The 14,313-nt window shown below is 56.8% G+C and carries 11 protein-coding genes; 7 read left to right on the top strand and 4 right to left on the bottom strand.

Features of this window, described 5'->3' with window-relative positions; translation table 11 throughout:
- The first annotated feature begins 31 nt into the window (after positions 1-31).
- On the top strand, positions 32-1,834 hold the full coding sequence (gene lepA / locus B150_RS0102630) for a translation elongation factor 4 (RefSeq protein WP_020398329.1): 1,803 nt from the start codon (positions 32-34) through the stop codon (positions 1,832-1,834).
- A gap of 373 nt (positions 1,835-2,207) precedes the next feature.
- Positions 2,208-3,098, top strand: coding sequence for a hypothetical protein (locus tag B150_RS0102625; protein ID WP_155859910.1), 891 nt, complete (start codon positions 2,208-2,210; stop codon positions 3,096-3,098).
- Between the two features lie 13 nt (positions 3,099-3,111).
- Here B150_RS0102625 and B150_RS0102620 read toward each other — a convergent pair whose 3' ends face one another.
- Positions 3,112-3,324 carry a hypothetical protein gene (locus tag B150_RS0102620; protein ID WP_020398327.1) on the bottom strand — a complete coding sequence of 71 codons (213 nt, stop codon included), beginning with the start codon at positions 3,322-3,324 and terminating at the stop codon, positions 3,112-3,114.
- Between the two features lie 67 nt (positions 3,325-3,391).
- Positions 3,392-4,495, bottom strand: a complete 1,104-nt coding sequence (locus B150_RS19455; RefSeq protein ID WP_020398326.1) for a serine hydrolase domain-containing protein — start codon at positions 4,493-4,495, stop codon at positions 3,392-3,394.
- Between the two features lie 126 nt (positions 4,496-4,621).
- Between B150_RS19455 and B150_RS0102610 the strand changes: the two genes are divergently transcribed.
- Positions 4,622-6,154, top strand: coding sequence for a winged helix-turn-helix domain-containing protein (locus tag B150_RS0102610; protein ID WP_020398325.1), 1,533 nt, complete (start codon positions 4,622-4,624; stop codon positions 6,152-6,154).
- Here B150_RS0102610 and B150_RS0102605 read toward each other — a convergent pair.
- On the bottom strand, positions 6,151-7,764 hold the full coding sequence (locus B150_RS0102605; protein WP_020398324.1) for an EAL domain-containing protein: 1,614 nt from the start codon (positions 7,762-7,764) through the stop codon (positions 6,151-6,153). The genes B150_RS0102610 and B150_RS0102605 overlap by 4 nt on opposite strands.
- A 219-nt stretch (positions 7,765-7,983) precedes the next feature.
- Here B150_RS0102605 and B150_RS0102600 point away from each other — a divergent pair, with 219 nt between their 5' ends.
- The 3 genes from B150_RS0102600 to B150_RS0102590 all read left to right on the top strand — a co-directional run bounded on the left by B150_RS0102600 (position 7,984) and on the right by B150_RS0102590 (position 11,371).
- Positions 7,984-10,071: a S9 family peptidase gene (locus B150_RS0102600; RefSeq protein WP_020398323.1), complete on the top strand. Its 2,088-nt coding sequence runs from the start codon at positions 7,984-7,986 to the stop codon at positions 10,069-10,071.
- Between the two features lie 61 nt (positions 10,072-10,132).
- Positions 10,133-10,453 carry a hypothetical protein gene (locus B150_RS0102595; protein WP_025896926.1) on the top strand — a complete coding sequence of 107 codons (321 nt, stop codon included), beginning with the start codon at positions 10,133-10,135 and terminating at the stop codon, positions 10,451-10,453.
- 144 nt (positions 10,454-10,597) lie between these two features.
- A complete protein-coding gene (locus B150_RS0102590; RefSeq protein ID WP_020398321.1) occupies positions 10,598-11,371 on the top strand; it encodes a sulfotransferase family 2 domain-containing protein in 774 nt (257 codons plus the stop codon).
- On the opposite strand, the gene B150_RS0102585 is transcribed toward B150_RS0102590, so the two are convergent.
- Entirely contained in the window at positions 11,368-11,901 is a 534-nt protein-coding gene (locus B150_RS0102585) for a hypothetical protein (protein WP_020398320.1), read from the bottom strand. The two genes, B150_RS0102590 and B150_RS0102585, sit on opposite strands and share 4 nt — an antisense overlap.
- 169 nt (positions 11,902-12,070) lie before the next feature.
- Between B150_RS0102585 and B150_RS0102580 the strand changes: the two genes are divergently transcribed.
- Positions 12,071-14,287, top strand: coding sequence for a methyl-accepting chemotaxis protein (locus B150_RS0102580; RefSeq protein WP_020398319.1), 2,217 nt, complete (start codon positions 12,071-12,073; stop codon positions 14,285-14,287).
- The last annotated feature ends 26 nt before the right edge of the window (positions 14,288-14,313 follow it).

The following is a 14,313-nucleotide window of genomic DNA, read 5'->3' as shown; positions in this document are numbered from 1 at the left end:
AAGAACATAATTTGGATGTAACAGTACGGCCATGACCGAGCTAAAGAACATACGCAACTTTTCCATCATCGCGCACATCGACCACGGCAAATCCACGCTGGCCGACCGCCTGATTCAAAGCACAGGCGCGCTTACGGACCGCGAGATGAAAGCCCAGGTGCTTGATTCGATGGATATCGAGCGCGAGCGTGGCATCACCATCAAGGCACAGACCGTGCGGCTTGAATATAAAGCCAAGGATGGCCAGAATTATACGCTGAACCTGATGGACACGCCTGGTCACGTTGACTTTGCCTATGAGGTCAGCCGCTGTCTGAGCGCGTGTGAAGGTTCGCTCCTTGTGGTAGACGCCAGTCAGGGCGTGGAAGCCCAGACGCTTGCAAACGTCTATCAGGCGATCGAGAACGACCATGAGATCGTGCCGGTCCTTAATAAAATCGACCTGCCTGCGGCCGAGCCAGAGCGTGTGCGCGAACAGATCGAGGATGTGATCGGCCTTGACGCCTCTGAAGCCGTCATGTGTTCGGCCAAGTCCGGCATCGGTATTGCGGAAGTGTTGGAAGCTATTGTAACGCGCCTGCCAGCGCCCGAGGGCAACCCGGATGCGCCGCTTAAGGCGATGCTGGTAGACAGCTGGTACGACAGCTACCTCGGCGTGATGGTGCTTGTACGCATCGTGGACGGCAAGCTCAAGAAAGGCCAGACCATCAAGATGATGGCGGCTGGCAGTGAGCACTATGTTGAGCGCGTGGGTGTGTTTACACCAAAAGGTGTCTTGGTGCCTGAGTTGGGTCCGGGCGAGGTTGGCTTCTTTACCGCAAGTATCAAGGAAGTGGCGGACACCAACGTGGGTGACACCATCACCGACGCCAAGAAACCATGCGACAAGGCACTTCCGGGCTTCAAACCGAGCCGTTCGGTGGTCTTCTGTGGCCTGTTCCCGGCTGATACGTCAGAGTTTGAACGCCTGCGTGACGCGCTTGCGAAGCTGCGCCTCAATGATGCAAGCTTCGAGTTCGAGATGGAAAGCTCGGCAGCTCTCGGTTTCGGTTTCCGCTGCGGTTTCCTTGGTATGCTGCACCTTGAGATCATTCAGGAGCGCCTGAACCGCGAGTTTGACCTCGACCTCATCACCACGAGCCCGAGCGTTATCTACAAAATCCACAAAACCGACGGCACAATGGTTCAGCTCCACAACCCGGCTGACATGCCGGACGTGGTTAAGATCGACCGCATCGAGGAGCCGTGGATCAACGCGACCGTGCTGGTGCCTGATGAGCATCTGGGCGCCGTGCTCAAGCTCTGTGAAGACAAGCGTGGCATTCAGACAGACCTCACTTACGTTGGCAACCGCGCGATGCTGAAGTACAAGCTGCCGCTCAACGAAGTGGTTTATGACTTCTATGATCGCCTCAAGTCCGTAAGCCGTGGTTATGCGAGCTTCGACTATGACATGGCGGGCTATGAGGAATCGGACCTCGTTAAAATGTCCATCCTCGTGAACGCAGAGCCAGTGGACGCGCTTGCCATGCTGGTACACCGCAGCCAGGCCGAAGGCCGTGGCCGTGCACTTTGTGAGCGGCTGAAGGAGCTCATCCCCCGGCAACTGTTCAAGATCCCGATTCAGGCAGCGATTGGTGGCCGCGTCGTGGCCCGTGAAACCATCTCCGCCATGCGTAAGGACGTGACCGCAAAATGTTATGGCGGTGACATTACCCGTAAGAAAAAGCTTCTGGAAAAGCAGAAGAAGGGTAAGGCCCGCATGCGCATGTACGGCAAGGTGGAAATCCCGCACACTGCCTTTATTGCGGCACTGAAGATGCGTGAAAACTGATCCGCACGGAAATAATTCCGCTAGTTAAGGAAAAAGCCGCCCTTTGGGGCGGCTTTTTTGTATTCAGCAAGTAACTGAAAAATAAGACCGTTTCGGACCAATCGAAAAAATTTTCGACTATTTTATAAAAAATGTGTTTTTCGGCGCCTTGTTTACCCGTTGTTAACAGGCTTCGTTCTATAAGGAAGATGCTGATACAGCCTAATAGCTCCCTTGATCTGACTGTGTCGCCGCGGAACCGCATGTCCTCCCCCGAAATGCGGTTCCGCTTTTTTATTGCCCCCTGAAACTTTCCCCCGTGACACCGCTTGCATGCTTGCAACTGGCCCCAAGATGAACTTGAATAGGCCCCGTGGGTCGGTTGGGATTATTTATGGCATTGACGGTTTCGCGGATGGGGATTCGCATCAAAAAATTCACAGTAGTTGCGTTTCTTGCGCTCATACCGATGTCGCACAGTTTTGCGCAGGGCATTCTGCCGCTCGAGCAGGACCCACGCCAAATGGCGCTCGACGTATTTGCGGGCGTCAATCGTGGGTCGCCACCTGAAACCATTGCACTCAAGCTGTCGCAGCTTATCAACGCCTACCGCTTCCGTTGCACGCGCCTCACTGACTATCAGGTGTTCAAGGCACGGCCGAACATGATCGACATCAAAGCCAAATGCAGCGGTGACCCACTTTACGGGATCACAGTCGCATCAAACGGCTATGTGGCGGTTTATGGTGGCAACGGAATTGTCTCCCAGCTTGACCGGCGCGATGCACTGATCGTCAGTTTCGGGGCCGACGGTCGCGTCGAGTCCGATTCCCGCTTCACCGCGGGTGAGGCGCTTGATGAGACAGTGGAGCGCCTCGAGCTCGGTGACGACTATAACCTTCTCTATGCGCTTTCTTTGTTCGCGGTGTTGCTCGCTATCGTGAGCGTGATCACTTTTGTCTGGTACCGCATGTGGAAAATGCGCAAGGGCAAAAAACGCAAACACCGCGGCATCAAACCCATGGCCAAACACGCGGTGGCAGCCACGTCGCTGGTGAAGGACCAGCTTCTGGATGAGAGCACGCAAGTTGCCAAACGCATCTATAAGCATCCGTCCGGCACCTATATCGGTAAGGGCAAATATGGCAAGCGCCGCTTCTTCACGTCGCTGTTCTGGACCACGATGTATGTGAAGCTGGGCTGGCGCATGTTTGAAGTCAGCGCCCCTGAGCCGATCAACGAGCCGGACCTTTCCGGCGCGTCTGAAGAAACAGCGCCAGACTAAAAGGGTCTGCCGCCTAGCGCATGAAGGGCGGCTTCCATTCAACGCCGGTAAGCAGTGCAATAAGGTGTGCGGCGAAAACAAACACGCCGACAAGGGCGGCGAACTGGATGTAGAAGGGCGGGATAAGGGGCACGATGCCCATCACCTGGCGTTTCTCGCGCCAATAGCCGAACACCCAAAGGGCGGCACAGGCCACAAGGCCGATGATCGTGCTGGTCATATCCATGAATTAAGGTGCCCAGTTACATGTTGCGCGAACCGGGCACCCTTCTAGCCTAGTTGACCGGGGCGCCCTAGTCTTTTTCTGGGGCTGTGGCGATAAGCGCGCGCTCACCTGTGATGCGCGGCAGGATTTCGCCGGTCAGGAACGCTTCCGCCGCTTCATGCATGCCGCGGGTGTTATAGTCGGTCTTGGTGAGCACGACAGTGACACCATAGTCCGGCAGTACCCAGACCCGGTTACCACCATTGCCGTTCATGGCAGCTGTTCTGACAGCTGTTCCGGCCACATCATAGGTTTTCAGCCACCACAGATAGCCGTATTGCCAATTGTCACGGTGCAGGTCCGCGTGAGGGGTGAGGGATGCTTTGCCCCAATCCTCGGAAAACACAGTGCCGGTTTCGCCAGCGCCAAACTTGCGGCCAACCTCGCCCAGCTTGCCGAGCGCGCGGGTGGACAATAGCAAGCCACCGCCCAAATGGGCTTCACCCTTGCCGTTATAGCGCCACACAAAATCGCGCACACCGGCGGGCTTGAACACATGCTCTTCGATGAAACGCGGTGCCGTCTCGCCTACCGCGCGGCCAACAGCCTGCCCCAGCAGTTGCACTCCCGCAGTGCAGTAGGAAAAGCTGCGCCCCAGTGCTTCCTTACTTGGTGGTGTCTGCCACGATGGGTAGCCACGCAGCGGCAATGACCAGTAAAAGGCCGTCCAGTCGTCGGTGATATACATGCGCTCCTCATTGCCGCGGGAAAACTGGTTCCAGTCATCACACTCAAGCGGCCCGCTCATGGTCAGCAGGTCCTCAACCGTGATGGCGGCCTTGCGTTTATCTGTGCCGGTCAGCTTCTTATAGTCCGGGAACAGGGGTGCGAGTTTTTGCGCGGGGCCCGTCATCTTGCCCGCCTTGATCGCTGCCCCCACGGCCATGCTTACCACCGTTTTGGTGGCGGAGCGGGTGTCATGCAGGGTGCTGGCGTCTGCCCCATGGAAGTAACCTTCATAAAGTGTCTCGCCGTCCCGCATCACGAGCACGCTGGTGACATTCTGGTACTGCCCGGCTTCAACGTGGGCCGTAAGCATTTTGCTGTCCTCCGGCGTCCAGGCAGTGTCATCGGCCTCGGTGGGAAGGGCATTTGCGGTTATGAGCGTCGCGGCAAGATAAATGTGTTTCACTGTCGTTTCCTCCTGTCGGTTGCACGCAGCTGTCTGGCGCTGCGATTGATGTTGCAAATAAGGGAGGGACAGCCAAAAATGTCACATGAAGAAACTTGAATTTTCCTGAAGGTGCGTAAAAAGCCCATGCCAGACAAAGACATAAGGCTTCACGGTGACCTTGAGGTGCATATGGCATCGCGCAAGGTTTTGCGCGCTGGCACACGTATTGACCTGCCGGACCTGACCAGCCGCTTGTTCTTTGCGCTGGCGGAGGCGAGCCCCAAGCCTGTCTCCGCTGAGCAGCTGTCCGCGGAGGTGTGGGACGGAGGTTTTGTCAGCGATGAAACCATAGCGCAGCGCGTGAAACTATTGCGGCAGGCGCTTGGTGATAGTGCCCGAACACCTCGTTATATTGAAACAATGCGCGGTCGTGGTTACCGGCTCGTGCCGGGGAAAGTGGTCGAACGCCGACCCGTCTGGCATATGGCTGCCGTATTGGTGGCCGGAGCGCTGCTTGCTGCCGTTGTTGTCTGGAATATGTCGGAAGGCAGTGGACCAAATCGGGCAGAAAATGTGGCGCCAGCGGATGAAGCCAGTATTGAGCGTGTGCTTGCCCAAGCCGAGCGTTACCTTGCGACCCGCCGCGCGGATGATGTGGATGCGGCAATCAACCTGTTCTGCACTGCGCTTGAGAGCTGGCCGAACGAGAACCAGAGCCGTATCGGCCTGAGTTTTGCGCTCTCAACGCGCGCGACGAAGATCAGTGGCGAGGAAGCGGACGCGGTGGAGGCCGAAGCGCTCGCGCGTCACGTGGTGGAGGCTGAACCTCACAATGACGAGGCATGGCACGCACTTGCCTACGCGCTTGATGCACAGGGCCGGGTGGATGATGCCATCACCGCTTACATGCGTGCGCATGAGCTGGCGCCCGAGAAGCCCTCTGCGGCATCCAGCGCAGCCTATCTTCTTGCCATTCGGGGGCGCTTTTATGACGCGCTCAAACTGGAGCTTGCAGTGCTTGGTGGTCGCGGTCAGTCCCGCTACGCGGACACGCAGGTGGCTGAGGTGCTGGATTTGCTTGGTTACACGGGTGCCGCCACGCGCTGGCGGGATAAAGCACTTTTGCTCAGTCCCGGCGATGCCGTGGTGACAGGCGGTGCCATCGTGTCGGCGCTGCGTCACGGCGACAGCGCGCGGGCGAAAGCGCTATTCGCAGCGCTACCCACCGATGCTCGCGAGACTAAGCGTTTGCGCCAAATAAGCGGCCTCATCCATCTCGCTAACGGTGATCTTACTGCTGCAAGTGCTGCGTTTGTGGACGCAGACCCATTGTTATATGCTGCCACTGTCGCGGCGCTTGGTAGTGAAGCCCCGCCCATTGATCTCAGTGTGCCTGACAATGTGACATGGCCGGGCCAGTATGTGGATGAGGCGGCCTATCTGGCGGCATCCGGGCAGCGTGCAGCAGCGCTCAAGTCGCTTGAGCGCGCAGTGGACCTCGGCTTTCGTGACCACCGACACCTTGGTGCGCTGCCGTTTTTTTCCTCGCTCAAAAACGACCCGGCATATGAGGCGATTGTCGCACGCATAAAGGAAGACATCGCCTTCCAGCGCAAGCTGCTGCAGTCAGACGACACGCTTATGCGCGCCCTGGGGCTCACAGTCGATCGCAGTTAGTCTGTTTTGGGGGAGAAGTCCGGCTTGCCGAAGTGGTAGCCTTGTGCAAAGTCGACCCCAAGTGAGCGCAGGAAATCAGCCTGGAAGCGGTTTTCCACATGTTCGCCGATGGTTTTGACCCCAAGGTCTGCACATAGGCGTACGATCGACAGCAGGAAGGTGGGACGGTAACCCGGGCTGTTCATGTCGCGCACATAGTCACCGTCGATTTTCACATAGTCCACATTGAAGGCGCGCAGGTATTGGTAGCCGGCAGCCCCCGCGCCGAAGTCATCAAGGCAAATGCGGTAGTCCATTTTCTTGAGGTCGGCGAAAACCTTCTCAGCTTTTTCAAGTTTGGTGATTGCTGCCGTTTCTGTCAGCTCAAGCAGCACCGAACGCGAGACATCCTTCGCGCTTTTGAAAACTTCCATCAGTTCCGACAGGTGGCGTTCGCTCTCAACCGTGCGGCCCGAGAGGTTGATGGCAAGCGTGAGCGGCGTGCCCAGCTTCTTCATCTTGCGCACATAGTCGATCGCCTTCTTGCTGATGGCGATGTCAAATTCCTCAATGATACCGACTTCCTCGGCAAAGCGGATCACCTCAAGAGGTGTGCTCGCGCCCATGCGCTCATCAAAGCGGCTGAGCACTTCGTTGTGGTGAATTTCACCGGTGGTGAGAGAGACAACAGGCTGGAAGGCGATGTTGAAGCTGCCGGTCTCGATCATGCTGCGCATCTGCACGACACGGCGCTGTGCTTCGCCGGCCATGTCTTCATAGGCAGATGAGAGCGATTCGAAATCGACCTTACCTTTGGCAGAAACAAATTGGTTCAGCACGTAGGATAGTGTGCGCAGGATCTGGTCTTCCGACACGTCGCCAAAGTCTGATGCGAGGGTGGAATAGGCGGCCTTCAGTTTGATCTTGTCATCCACGTTTTTGAGCGTGGCTTCCAGCTGCTTGCCGTCGCCCTTCGCGCGGTGGAGGAAGGCAAAATGCCGGTCGTCGATCTGGCCCGCGATCTCACCATCCACCGAGAGGGTCTTGAGGTGCGCCGCCACCCGGTTGAGGAGCTTGTGCATATATTGCGGGCCAAATTTTTTCTTGGCCTCTTCAATGCCGTCTACCTCGACTGCGGTCATGTAAAGATTGCTGCCCACAGGGTTATCACCCATGGTCTCCGCTGCCAGCTTCATGAAACTTTCGCGGGTCAGGAGGCCTGTTTCAGGGCTCACCGCCACATCGCTTGAGCCACCGCCACCAAGCGGTGCGGCGCGCAGCGCGAGAAAAATACGGTCGGCTTCCGCTGGCATGCGCAGGGCAAAAAGCCGAAGCGCGTGGCCGCGGCCGGAACCCGCTGCAAAACGCACAGGTATTGGCCCAATGCGGCCCTTGTGTTCAAGGTGCATGAGGAGGGCGGAGAAAACGTCACGGTCATCAGGGTCGATGTGGTCGTAGATATTTTCGCCCACCAAGCTGTTGCCCGGCTTGGCGCCAATGCGGTCTACCGCGCCGCCTTCAAAGACGATTTTGCCCTTGGCATCGATCTCGAAAAACAGTTCAGCGGCCGCAAAAGCAAAGGCGACAAAACGCTCGCGCTCTTTTTTCAGTTCGTCAATCGATCCGGACATAACTTCCCTGCGTCGTCTTTGGGATGCATGGCATCCCTTTTCCTTGACTGTATAGTCGCGGCCCCCTGCAATGCCATCATTAATGTGCAAACGTAAAAAAATTGTGCAAGGTCGCAGATGCGGGCGCGACATTTTAACTGTTACTTTGCACACGCCCACCTCAGTGCTAGGCTCCCTCCGCCACAGTGGGGTGGACAAGATCAATAAAGGGAAAATCTCATGAAGTTGAAAGCTTTGGGCTTCACGGCGCTTGCTGCAGCCATCAGTGTGCAGGCTGTCGCTGACGAGGGGGCTTTAAAAACCTTCGATTATGAAGATATCTTCAATCTGGAATATGCCACGGGTGCACGGCTGACGCCGGACGGCAAATCTGTCGTCTATGAGCGCCGGTCCATGGACATCATGACCGACAGCACACGCACCAACATCTGGCAGGTCGGCCTTGATGGCAGCGGGCACCGGCCTGTGCTTTCGGGCAAGGACAGCTACCGCATGCCGCGCTTCTCACCGCAAGGTGATCGCATGGCCTATGTCTCGGCGGTGGACGGCAAGTCGCAGATTTATGTACGCTGGCTCGACAGTGGTGAGACCGCGCGTGTGACGGACCTGCAGTACGGCCCGAGCGCGCTTTCATGGTCGCCGGACGGCAAGACTATCGCTTTCACCATGTTTGTCCCCGCAAGCGCCAAGCCGCTTTTCAACCTGCCGGCCAAGCCGAAAGGTGCTGAATGGGCTGGCCCCGCCAAGGTGATTGACCGCGTAACCTACCGCGCAGACGGTGCCGGTTACCTGCCGCATGGTTTCACCCATGTGTTTGTGGTGCCGGCTGACGGCGGCACGCCGCGCCAGATTACATCGGGCGACTTTAGCCACAGCGGCCCCATCAGCTGGACCGAGGACGGCAAAGGCCTGATCCTCTCCGCCAACCGCAACGACGATTGGGAACTGAACCCGCTCGACAGCGAAGTGTACCGCGTTGATGTGGAAGCAGGGACCTATACCGCGCTCACAGACCGCGACGGCCCGGACGGCGGCCCGGAAGTGTCACCTGACGGCAAGAAAATCGCCTATGTGGGTTATACCGATACCAAAATGTCCAACCAGATCGCAGTCCTCAGTGTGATGGACGCTGACGGCTCCAACAAGAAGGACCTGACGGCTGACCTTGACCGTAGTGTGAATGGCTTCCAGTGGGCGCCGGACGGCAAAGGCCTTTATTATTCCTACGATAATGAGGGTAAAACGCTGGTTGCTTACGTCAGCCTTTCCGGCAGTGGCCGTATCCTGACAGACCAGGTTGGTGGCACCACGCTTGGGCGGCCTTACACCTCGGGCGATTTCCGTGTATCGAAAGATGGCAACCTCATTTTCACCCTGTCGCGCCCTGACCGCCCGGCGGACCTCGCGGTCGTCAACCGTATCGGCAAGGTCACGCCGATCACGGACCTAAACAGCGATATCCTTGGCCACAAGAAAATGGCCAGCGTGGAGGAAATCCGCATCAACTCAAGCGTTGATAACCGTCCGCTTCAGTTCTGGCTCGTCAAGCCCGCTGATTTTGATGCGAGCAAAAAATACCCGCTGATCCTCGAGATCCACGGTGGCCCGCACACGGCGTATGGTCCGCAGTTCTCGGCTGAGATCCAGATGTATGCGGCCAAGGGCTATATGGTGGTCTACGGCAACCCGCGCGGCAGCACGTCGTATGGTAATGAGTTCGCCAACACCATTCACCATAACTACCCGTCCAATGACTATGACGACCTGATGAACGCGGTTGACGCTGTCATCGCGCGCGGCAATGTGGCGACGGATGAGCTTTATGTCACCGGCGGCTCGGGTGGTGGTGTGCTCACGGCATGGATTGTTGGCAAGACCGACCGGTTCCGCGCGGCAGTTGTCGCCAAGCCGGTGATCAACTGGGCAAGCTTCGTGCTGACGGCCGATTTCAGCCCCTTCTTCACCAAATACTGGTTCCCGGACATGCCGTGGAACGCGATGGAGCATTACTGGAAACGCTCGCCGCTTTCCCTTGTGGGCAACGTGAAAACGCCAACCATGCTGCTCACGGGTGAAGTGGATTACCGCACCCCGATGTCGGAGACGGAGCAATATTATCAGGCCCTCAAACTGCAGGGTGTGGATAGCGTGATGGTGCGCATCCCGGCATCCGGCCACGGTATCGCCTCGAAGCCGAGCAACCTTATCCAGAAAATCGGCAACATCCTCGCCTGGTTCGAGAAATACGATCCGGAGCATGACAAGGAAGCGGATGCTTCCGAGGGTGAAACGGACAGCGAAAGCTGAGAGTGAGAAAAGCATAGCCCCCGGCTTACGGGCCGGGCGGCAAAGCGCTAGGTGTTGGCTAATGAAGAATGTTCAAGTCATAGATGGCGCTGATAATTGCGCTTATGATATTTTTTCGATCTCAGATGAGCAGTTTCTAATTCTGTTTCCCGAGAAGGGGCAGAATATAGAGTTTGTTGAAGATGTTATTGAAAGGCTTGGAGACGAGGTTGCAACTGCTACTCTCAGAGGCCTTTGGGAACGCCCTTGCCCCAAATCAACGGTGCAAGGCATTCACGGTACATTATTCTTTCAACTCGCGGGCAAGAGGCAGTATTACCCTTCTAAGCAGGAAGCCGACCTGAACCTAGGTGGGCGGGGTTGGGCTTACCCGGAGGAATAAGAATCGTATCTGTTTCCCTCGATGAATTTCGCCTCATGTCGCCGGGGCTGGCAAATTGTCTCAGGGCTTGCCCCTGTGGGGGTGAGAGGCTAGGGTGCGGCGCGAAACGGCCCGGTGGCCGGAATAATAGTCAGGCCACTGAGTATGACCCCACGAATTGTATTCTTGCATATTCCCAAAACGGCGGGCCAGTCGGTACGGCGTACGCTTGGCAAAACTTTCGGGCAGGATGCGCTCGCGCCGGTGTTGGTGAACGACCATTTTAATGAGCATCCACCGGAGAGCCTTCTGGACTATCAGATATTCACCGGCCATCTGAATTGGGACCGGCTTGATTTTGTGCCGTCGCCCAAGGTGGTCTTCACCATCCTGCGTGAACCGCTCGAGCGTATCGCGTCTTTCTATCTGTTCATGCGGCGTGAGGCTGAGAGGCATACCGCAGAAGAACTGGAGTTGCCGGAACTCCGCGGCCAATGGATGGCTAAAAACCTCAGCATTGATGATTATTTCTGCAAGAAAGATATCGAAGGCCGCAATTTCATCGATGGCCTCTATGATAATTTCTACACTCATTTCCTGGCCGGCCGCCGCTATGGTGCCCGCAACAAACTTCGCGCCAAATACGGTACCGACGCGGCGGGTGACGAAGCCATTTTGAAACAGGCGCTGTCGAATGCCGAGCAGCTTGATCTGGTCGGCCGGGTCGAGGACATGGCTGGTTTTTCCGAGCGGCTCAGCACTCTCCTCGGGCAGCGGATCGATTTTGTGAAGCGCCGGGTGAATGTGAACGCCGAGATTGAACCCAGCGCCTCCCGGTTCCAGGTCCTTCTGGACATGAAACCGCGGGATGAGACAGTTGAACGGCTGCATAGCTATGCCCGGATGGATTCCGAGCTATACCGCAGGCTTTGCCTTTAGTGTTTCCACTCTTCCTTGAGGAACATGGCTTCCTCACCGGTCAGTGAAACCTCGTATTTGCTTTCCTTGCCAGCGTTATCGCGCACAAAAAACTCATAGACGATGGTGCCGTTGTCCTGGTCGCTTTCGATAATGCGGTCAGGCTTTATGCCGGGCACATTCTGCATCAGCTCTTCCTGCACGAGGGTGGGTACCACTTCCCACATCACGTCACGCTGGATTTCCACAACGACCCAGCCGGTTTCGCCGTGCATAAGGTCCAGCTCAATCACATTGCCGGTGTCATCATGACCTTCAAGGTCGATATACTCATGCCCACCACGCATTTCTCTCTCGGCTTTGGTGAACGTAAGCGCAGGGCGCTTCTCGCGGGCGACAGCCATGGCTTCAGCCGGCACGTTCGCGATCGCCACATCGCTTTTTTCATGCAGGGTGGCACCCACTTCCTGATCATCGGCTACAGCTTGCGGCGCAATGGGAACAAGGCTCATCAGAACAAAGGTAACGGCAGGGGCTTTCAGCGAAAACATAGACGTATCCTTCCGGTTTTCTGGTCATATATCCAGACGATCGCACGAAAATAGGGCTGAAATGGGTACATAAATTTCTGCCGTGCGTGCCCGATAACCAAAAGTTTACTGTTTTCACGCTACGTTCCGCAAACGATTGCGGGGGCAACGGATTTCAGCCGGGTGTGTGATGAAAATCAAATACAAGATTCCAGTGACAGTTGTTTCCTTTCTTCTTTTGCTAGCATCAGCGCTCGTAACCGTCGGCGTTATGCAGTTCCGTACGGTTTTGCTGGATGAAGCTGAGGCGAAGCTTGCCGTTGCCCGTTCATCGAAAGGCGTTGAGCTGCATCAGTATCTGGATGCAATTGCAGAAGATATCATCATCGTCGCTGGAAACCCGAACACGGCTGAGGCGCTGGCTGCTTTCAAAGCGGCATGGGCTGAACTGGGCACGGATCAGACAGCCACCCTGCAAAATCTCTATATCACCGCGAACCCGAATCCGACGGGCGAGAAAGACAAGCTTGATGACGCGGGTGACGGCAGCAGCTATAGCGCCGCACATGCGCAATATCACCCCTGGTTCCACGAATTGCAGCAAGTACACGAATATTATGACGTGTTCCTTTTCGATATGAACGGTGACCTTGTCTACACCGTATTCAAGGAGTTGGACTATGCCACCAACCTCCTGACCGGGCAGTGGAAAAACAGTGGCCTTGCGACCGCTTTCAAGGCCGGCCGGGACGGTATTGAGGGCAAATATTATTTTGTCGATTTCGCGCCCTATGAACCAAGTTATGGCGCGCCTGCGAGCTTTATTTCCACACCTATTTTCAGCAGCGATGGCCGCCAGCGTGGTGTGCTTGTGTACCAGATGCCGATCGACCGCATCAATGCGACCATGCAGGAAGCCACCGGCATGGGCCGCACAGGCGAAAGCTATGTTGTTGGCCAGGACAAGCTGATGCGCACCGACAGCCGTTTTTCCAAGGAAAGCACCATCCTGAAAACCAAGGTTGATAATGATTCGGTTACACAGGCACTCAAAGGCAATAGCGGCTTCATGCAAGTGGTGGATTACCGCGGGGAACGTGTGCTGTCTGCCTACCAGCCATTTGAGTTTGGTGGGGTGAAGTGGGCACTTCTGGCGGAGATTGATTATGCCGAGGTGGCGGAGCCCATCAATGCCCAAGTTTGGCAACTCATTGGCACATCAGCCGTTGTAATCCTTATTCTTGGCGGCCTTGGTTTTGTCATTGGCTGGCGGCTGGCCGCACCCGTGGGCCAAATTGCAGAGACCGCTGAAGCGCTTGCTGACGGCAAACTGGAAACCGAAATCCCTTATGATGACAAACGGGATGAAATCGGCGCGCTTGCCCGTGCCATCAGCCTGTTCCGGGACAGCGTGCTTGAAGCCAATGCGCTCCGCGACAAAGCCAAACAAGCGGAACTTGAACGGCTTGAGGCCGAGCAGCGCGAAATACAAGCCCGCGCCGAGCGACAGCAGGAACGTGAACGCCTGCAGCAGGAGCAGGAGCGCGAGGCGGCAGAACGGCAACGCCAACTGCGTATGGATATGGCGGCAGAGTTTGAGAGCAAGGTCTCCGGCATTCTGATGCAGGTGATGGAAAAGGCGAACATTCTGCAGCAATCAGCGAATATGGTGGGCCAGTCCGCCAACGATACAGCCCAGCGGTCCGAGGAAAGCGGTGCCGAATCACAAAAGGCGGGCGAAAGCGTGCAAACTGTTGCCGCGGGTGCCGAGGAAATGACGGCTTCCATTAATGAGATCAGCGCACGGGTGCAGGACGCGTCCGATACCAGCCGCACAGCGCACGAGGCGGCGTCGAGTGCGGTGGCGCAGGTGGATGCGCTTGGCAATGTTGCCCAGAACGTGGGTGCGGTCGTGAAACTTATCAACGACATCGCTGAACAGACCAACCTGCTGGCGCTAAACGCGACCATTGAGGCGGCGCGTGCGGGTGATGCGGGTAAAGGTTTTGCGGTCGTGGCGTCCGAGGTGAAAAGCCTCGCGAACCAGACCGGGAAAGCAACGCAGGAAATCGAAAGCCAGATCGAAGGCATGCAGTCTGCCACCAAAGCGGCTATCGAATCCGTTCGCGGCGTGACAGAACGCATCCGCCAGATGGATGAGATTTCAGGCAGCATTTCCGCCGCTGTGCACCAGCAAGCTGCGGCCACGAATGAAATTGGCCGGGCTGCCGCAACGGCCGCCGAGATCACCGTGAAAGTGGTGGATAGCATCGATTCCGTGGGCCTCGCGGCCCGTGCAAACGCCATGACCATGAGCTCGGTGGACGAAGCGGCAACGGAGCTGTTGTCGCTTGCCAACTCGCTCGAGGATCAGGTGCAGAAGTTCGTCGGAACCATGCGCGCCTAAACAAATTCGTTCAATTTCGGGGGTCA

Origin of the sequence: Kordiimonas gwangyangensis DSM 19435 = JCM 12864 (assembly GCF_000375545.1) — a bacterium.
Classification (GTDB): Bacteria; Pseudomonadota; Alphaproteobacteria; order Sphingomonadales; family Kordiimonadaceae; genus Kordiimonas; species Kordiimonas gwangyangensis.
The sequence above is the reverse complement of the archived record's forward strand: the minus strand, read 5'-3'. Positions and strand labels throughout refer to the sequence as shown.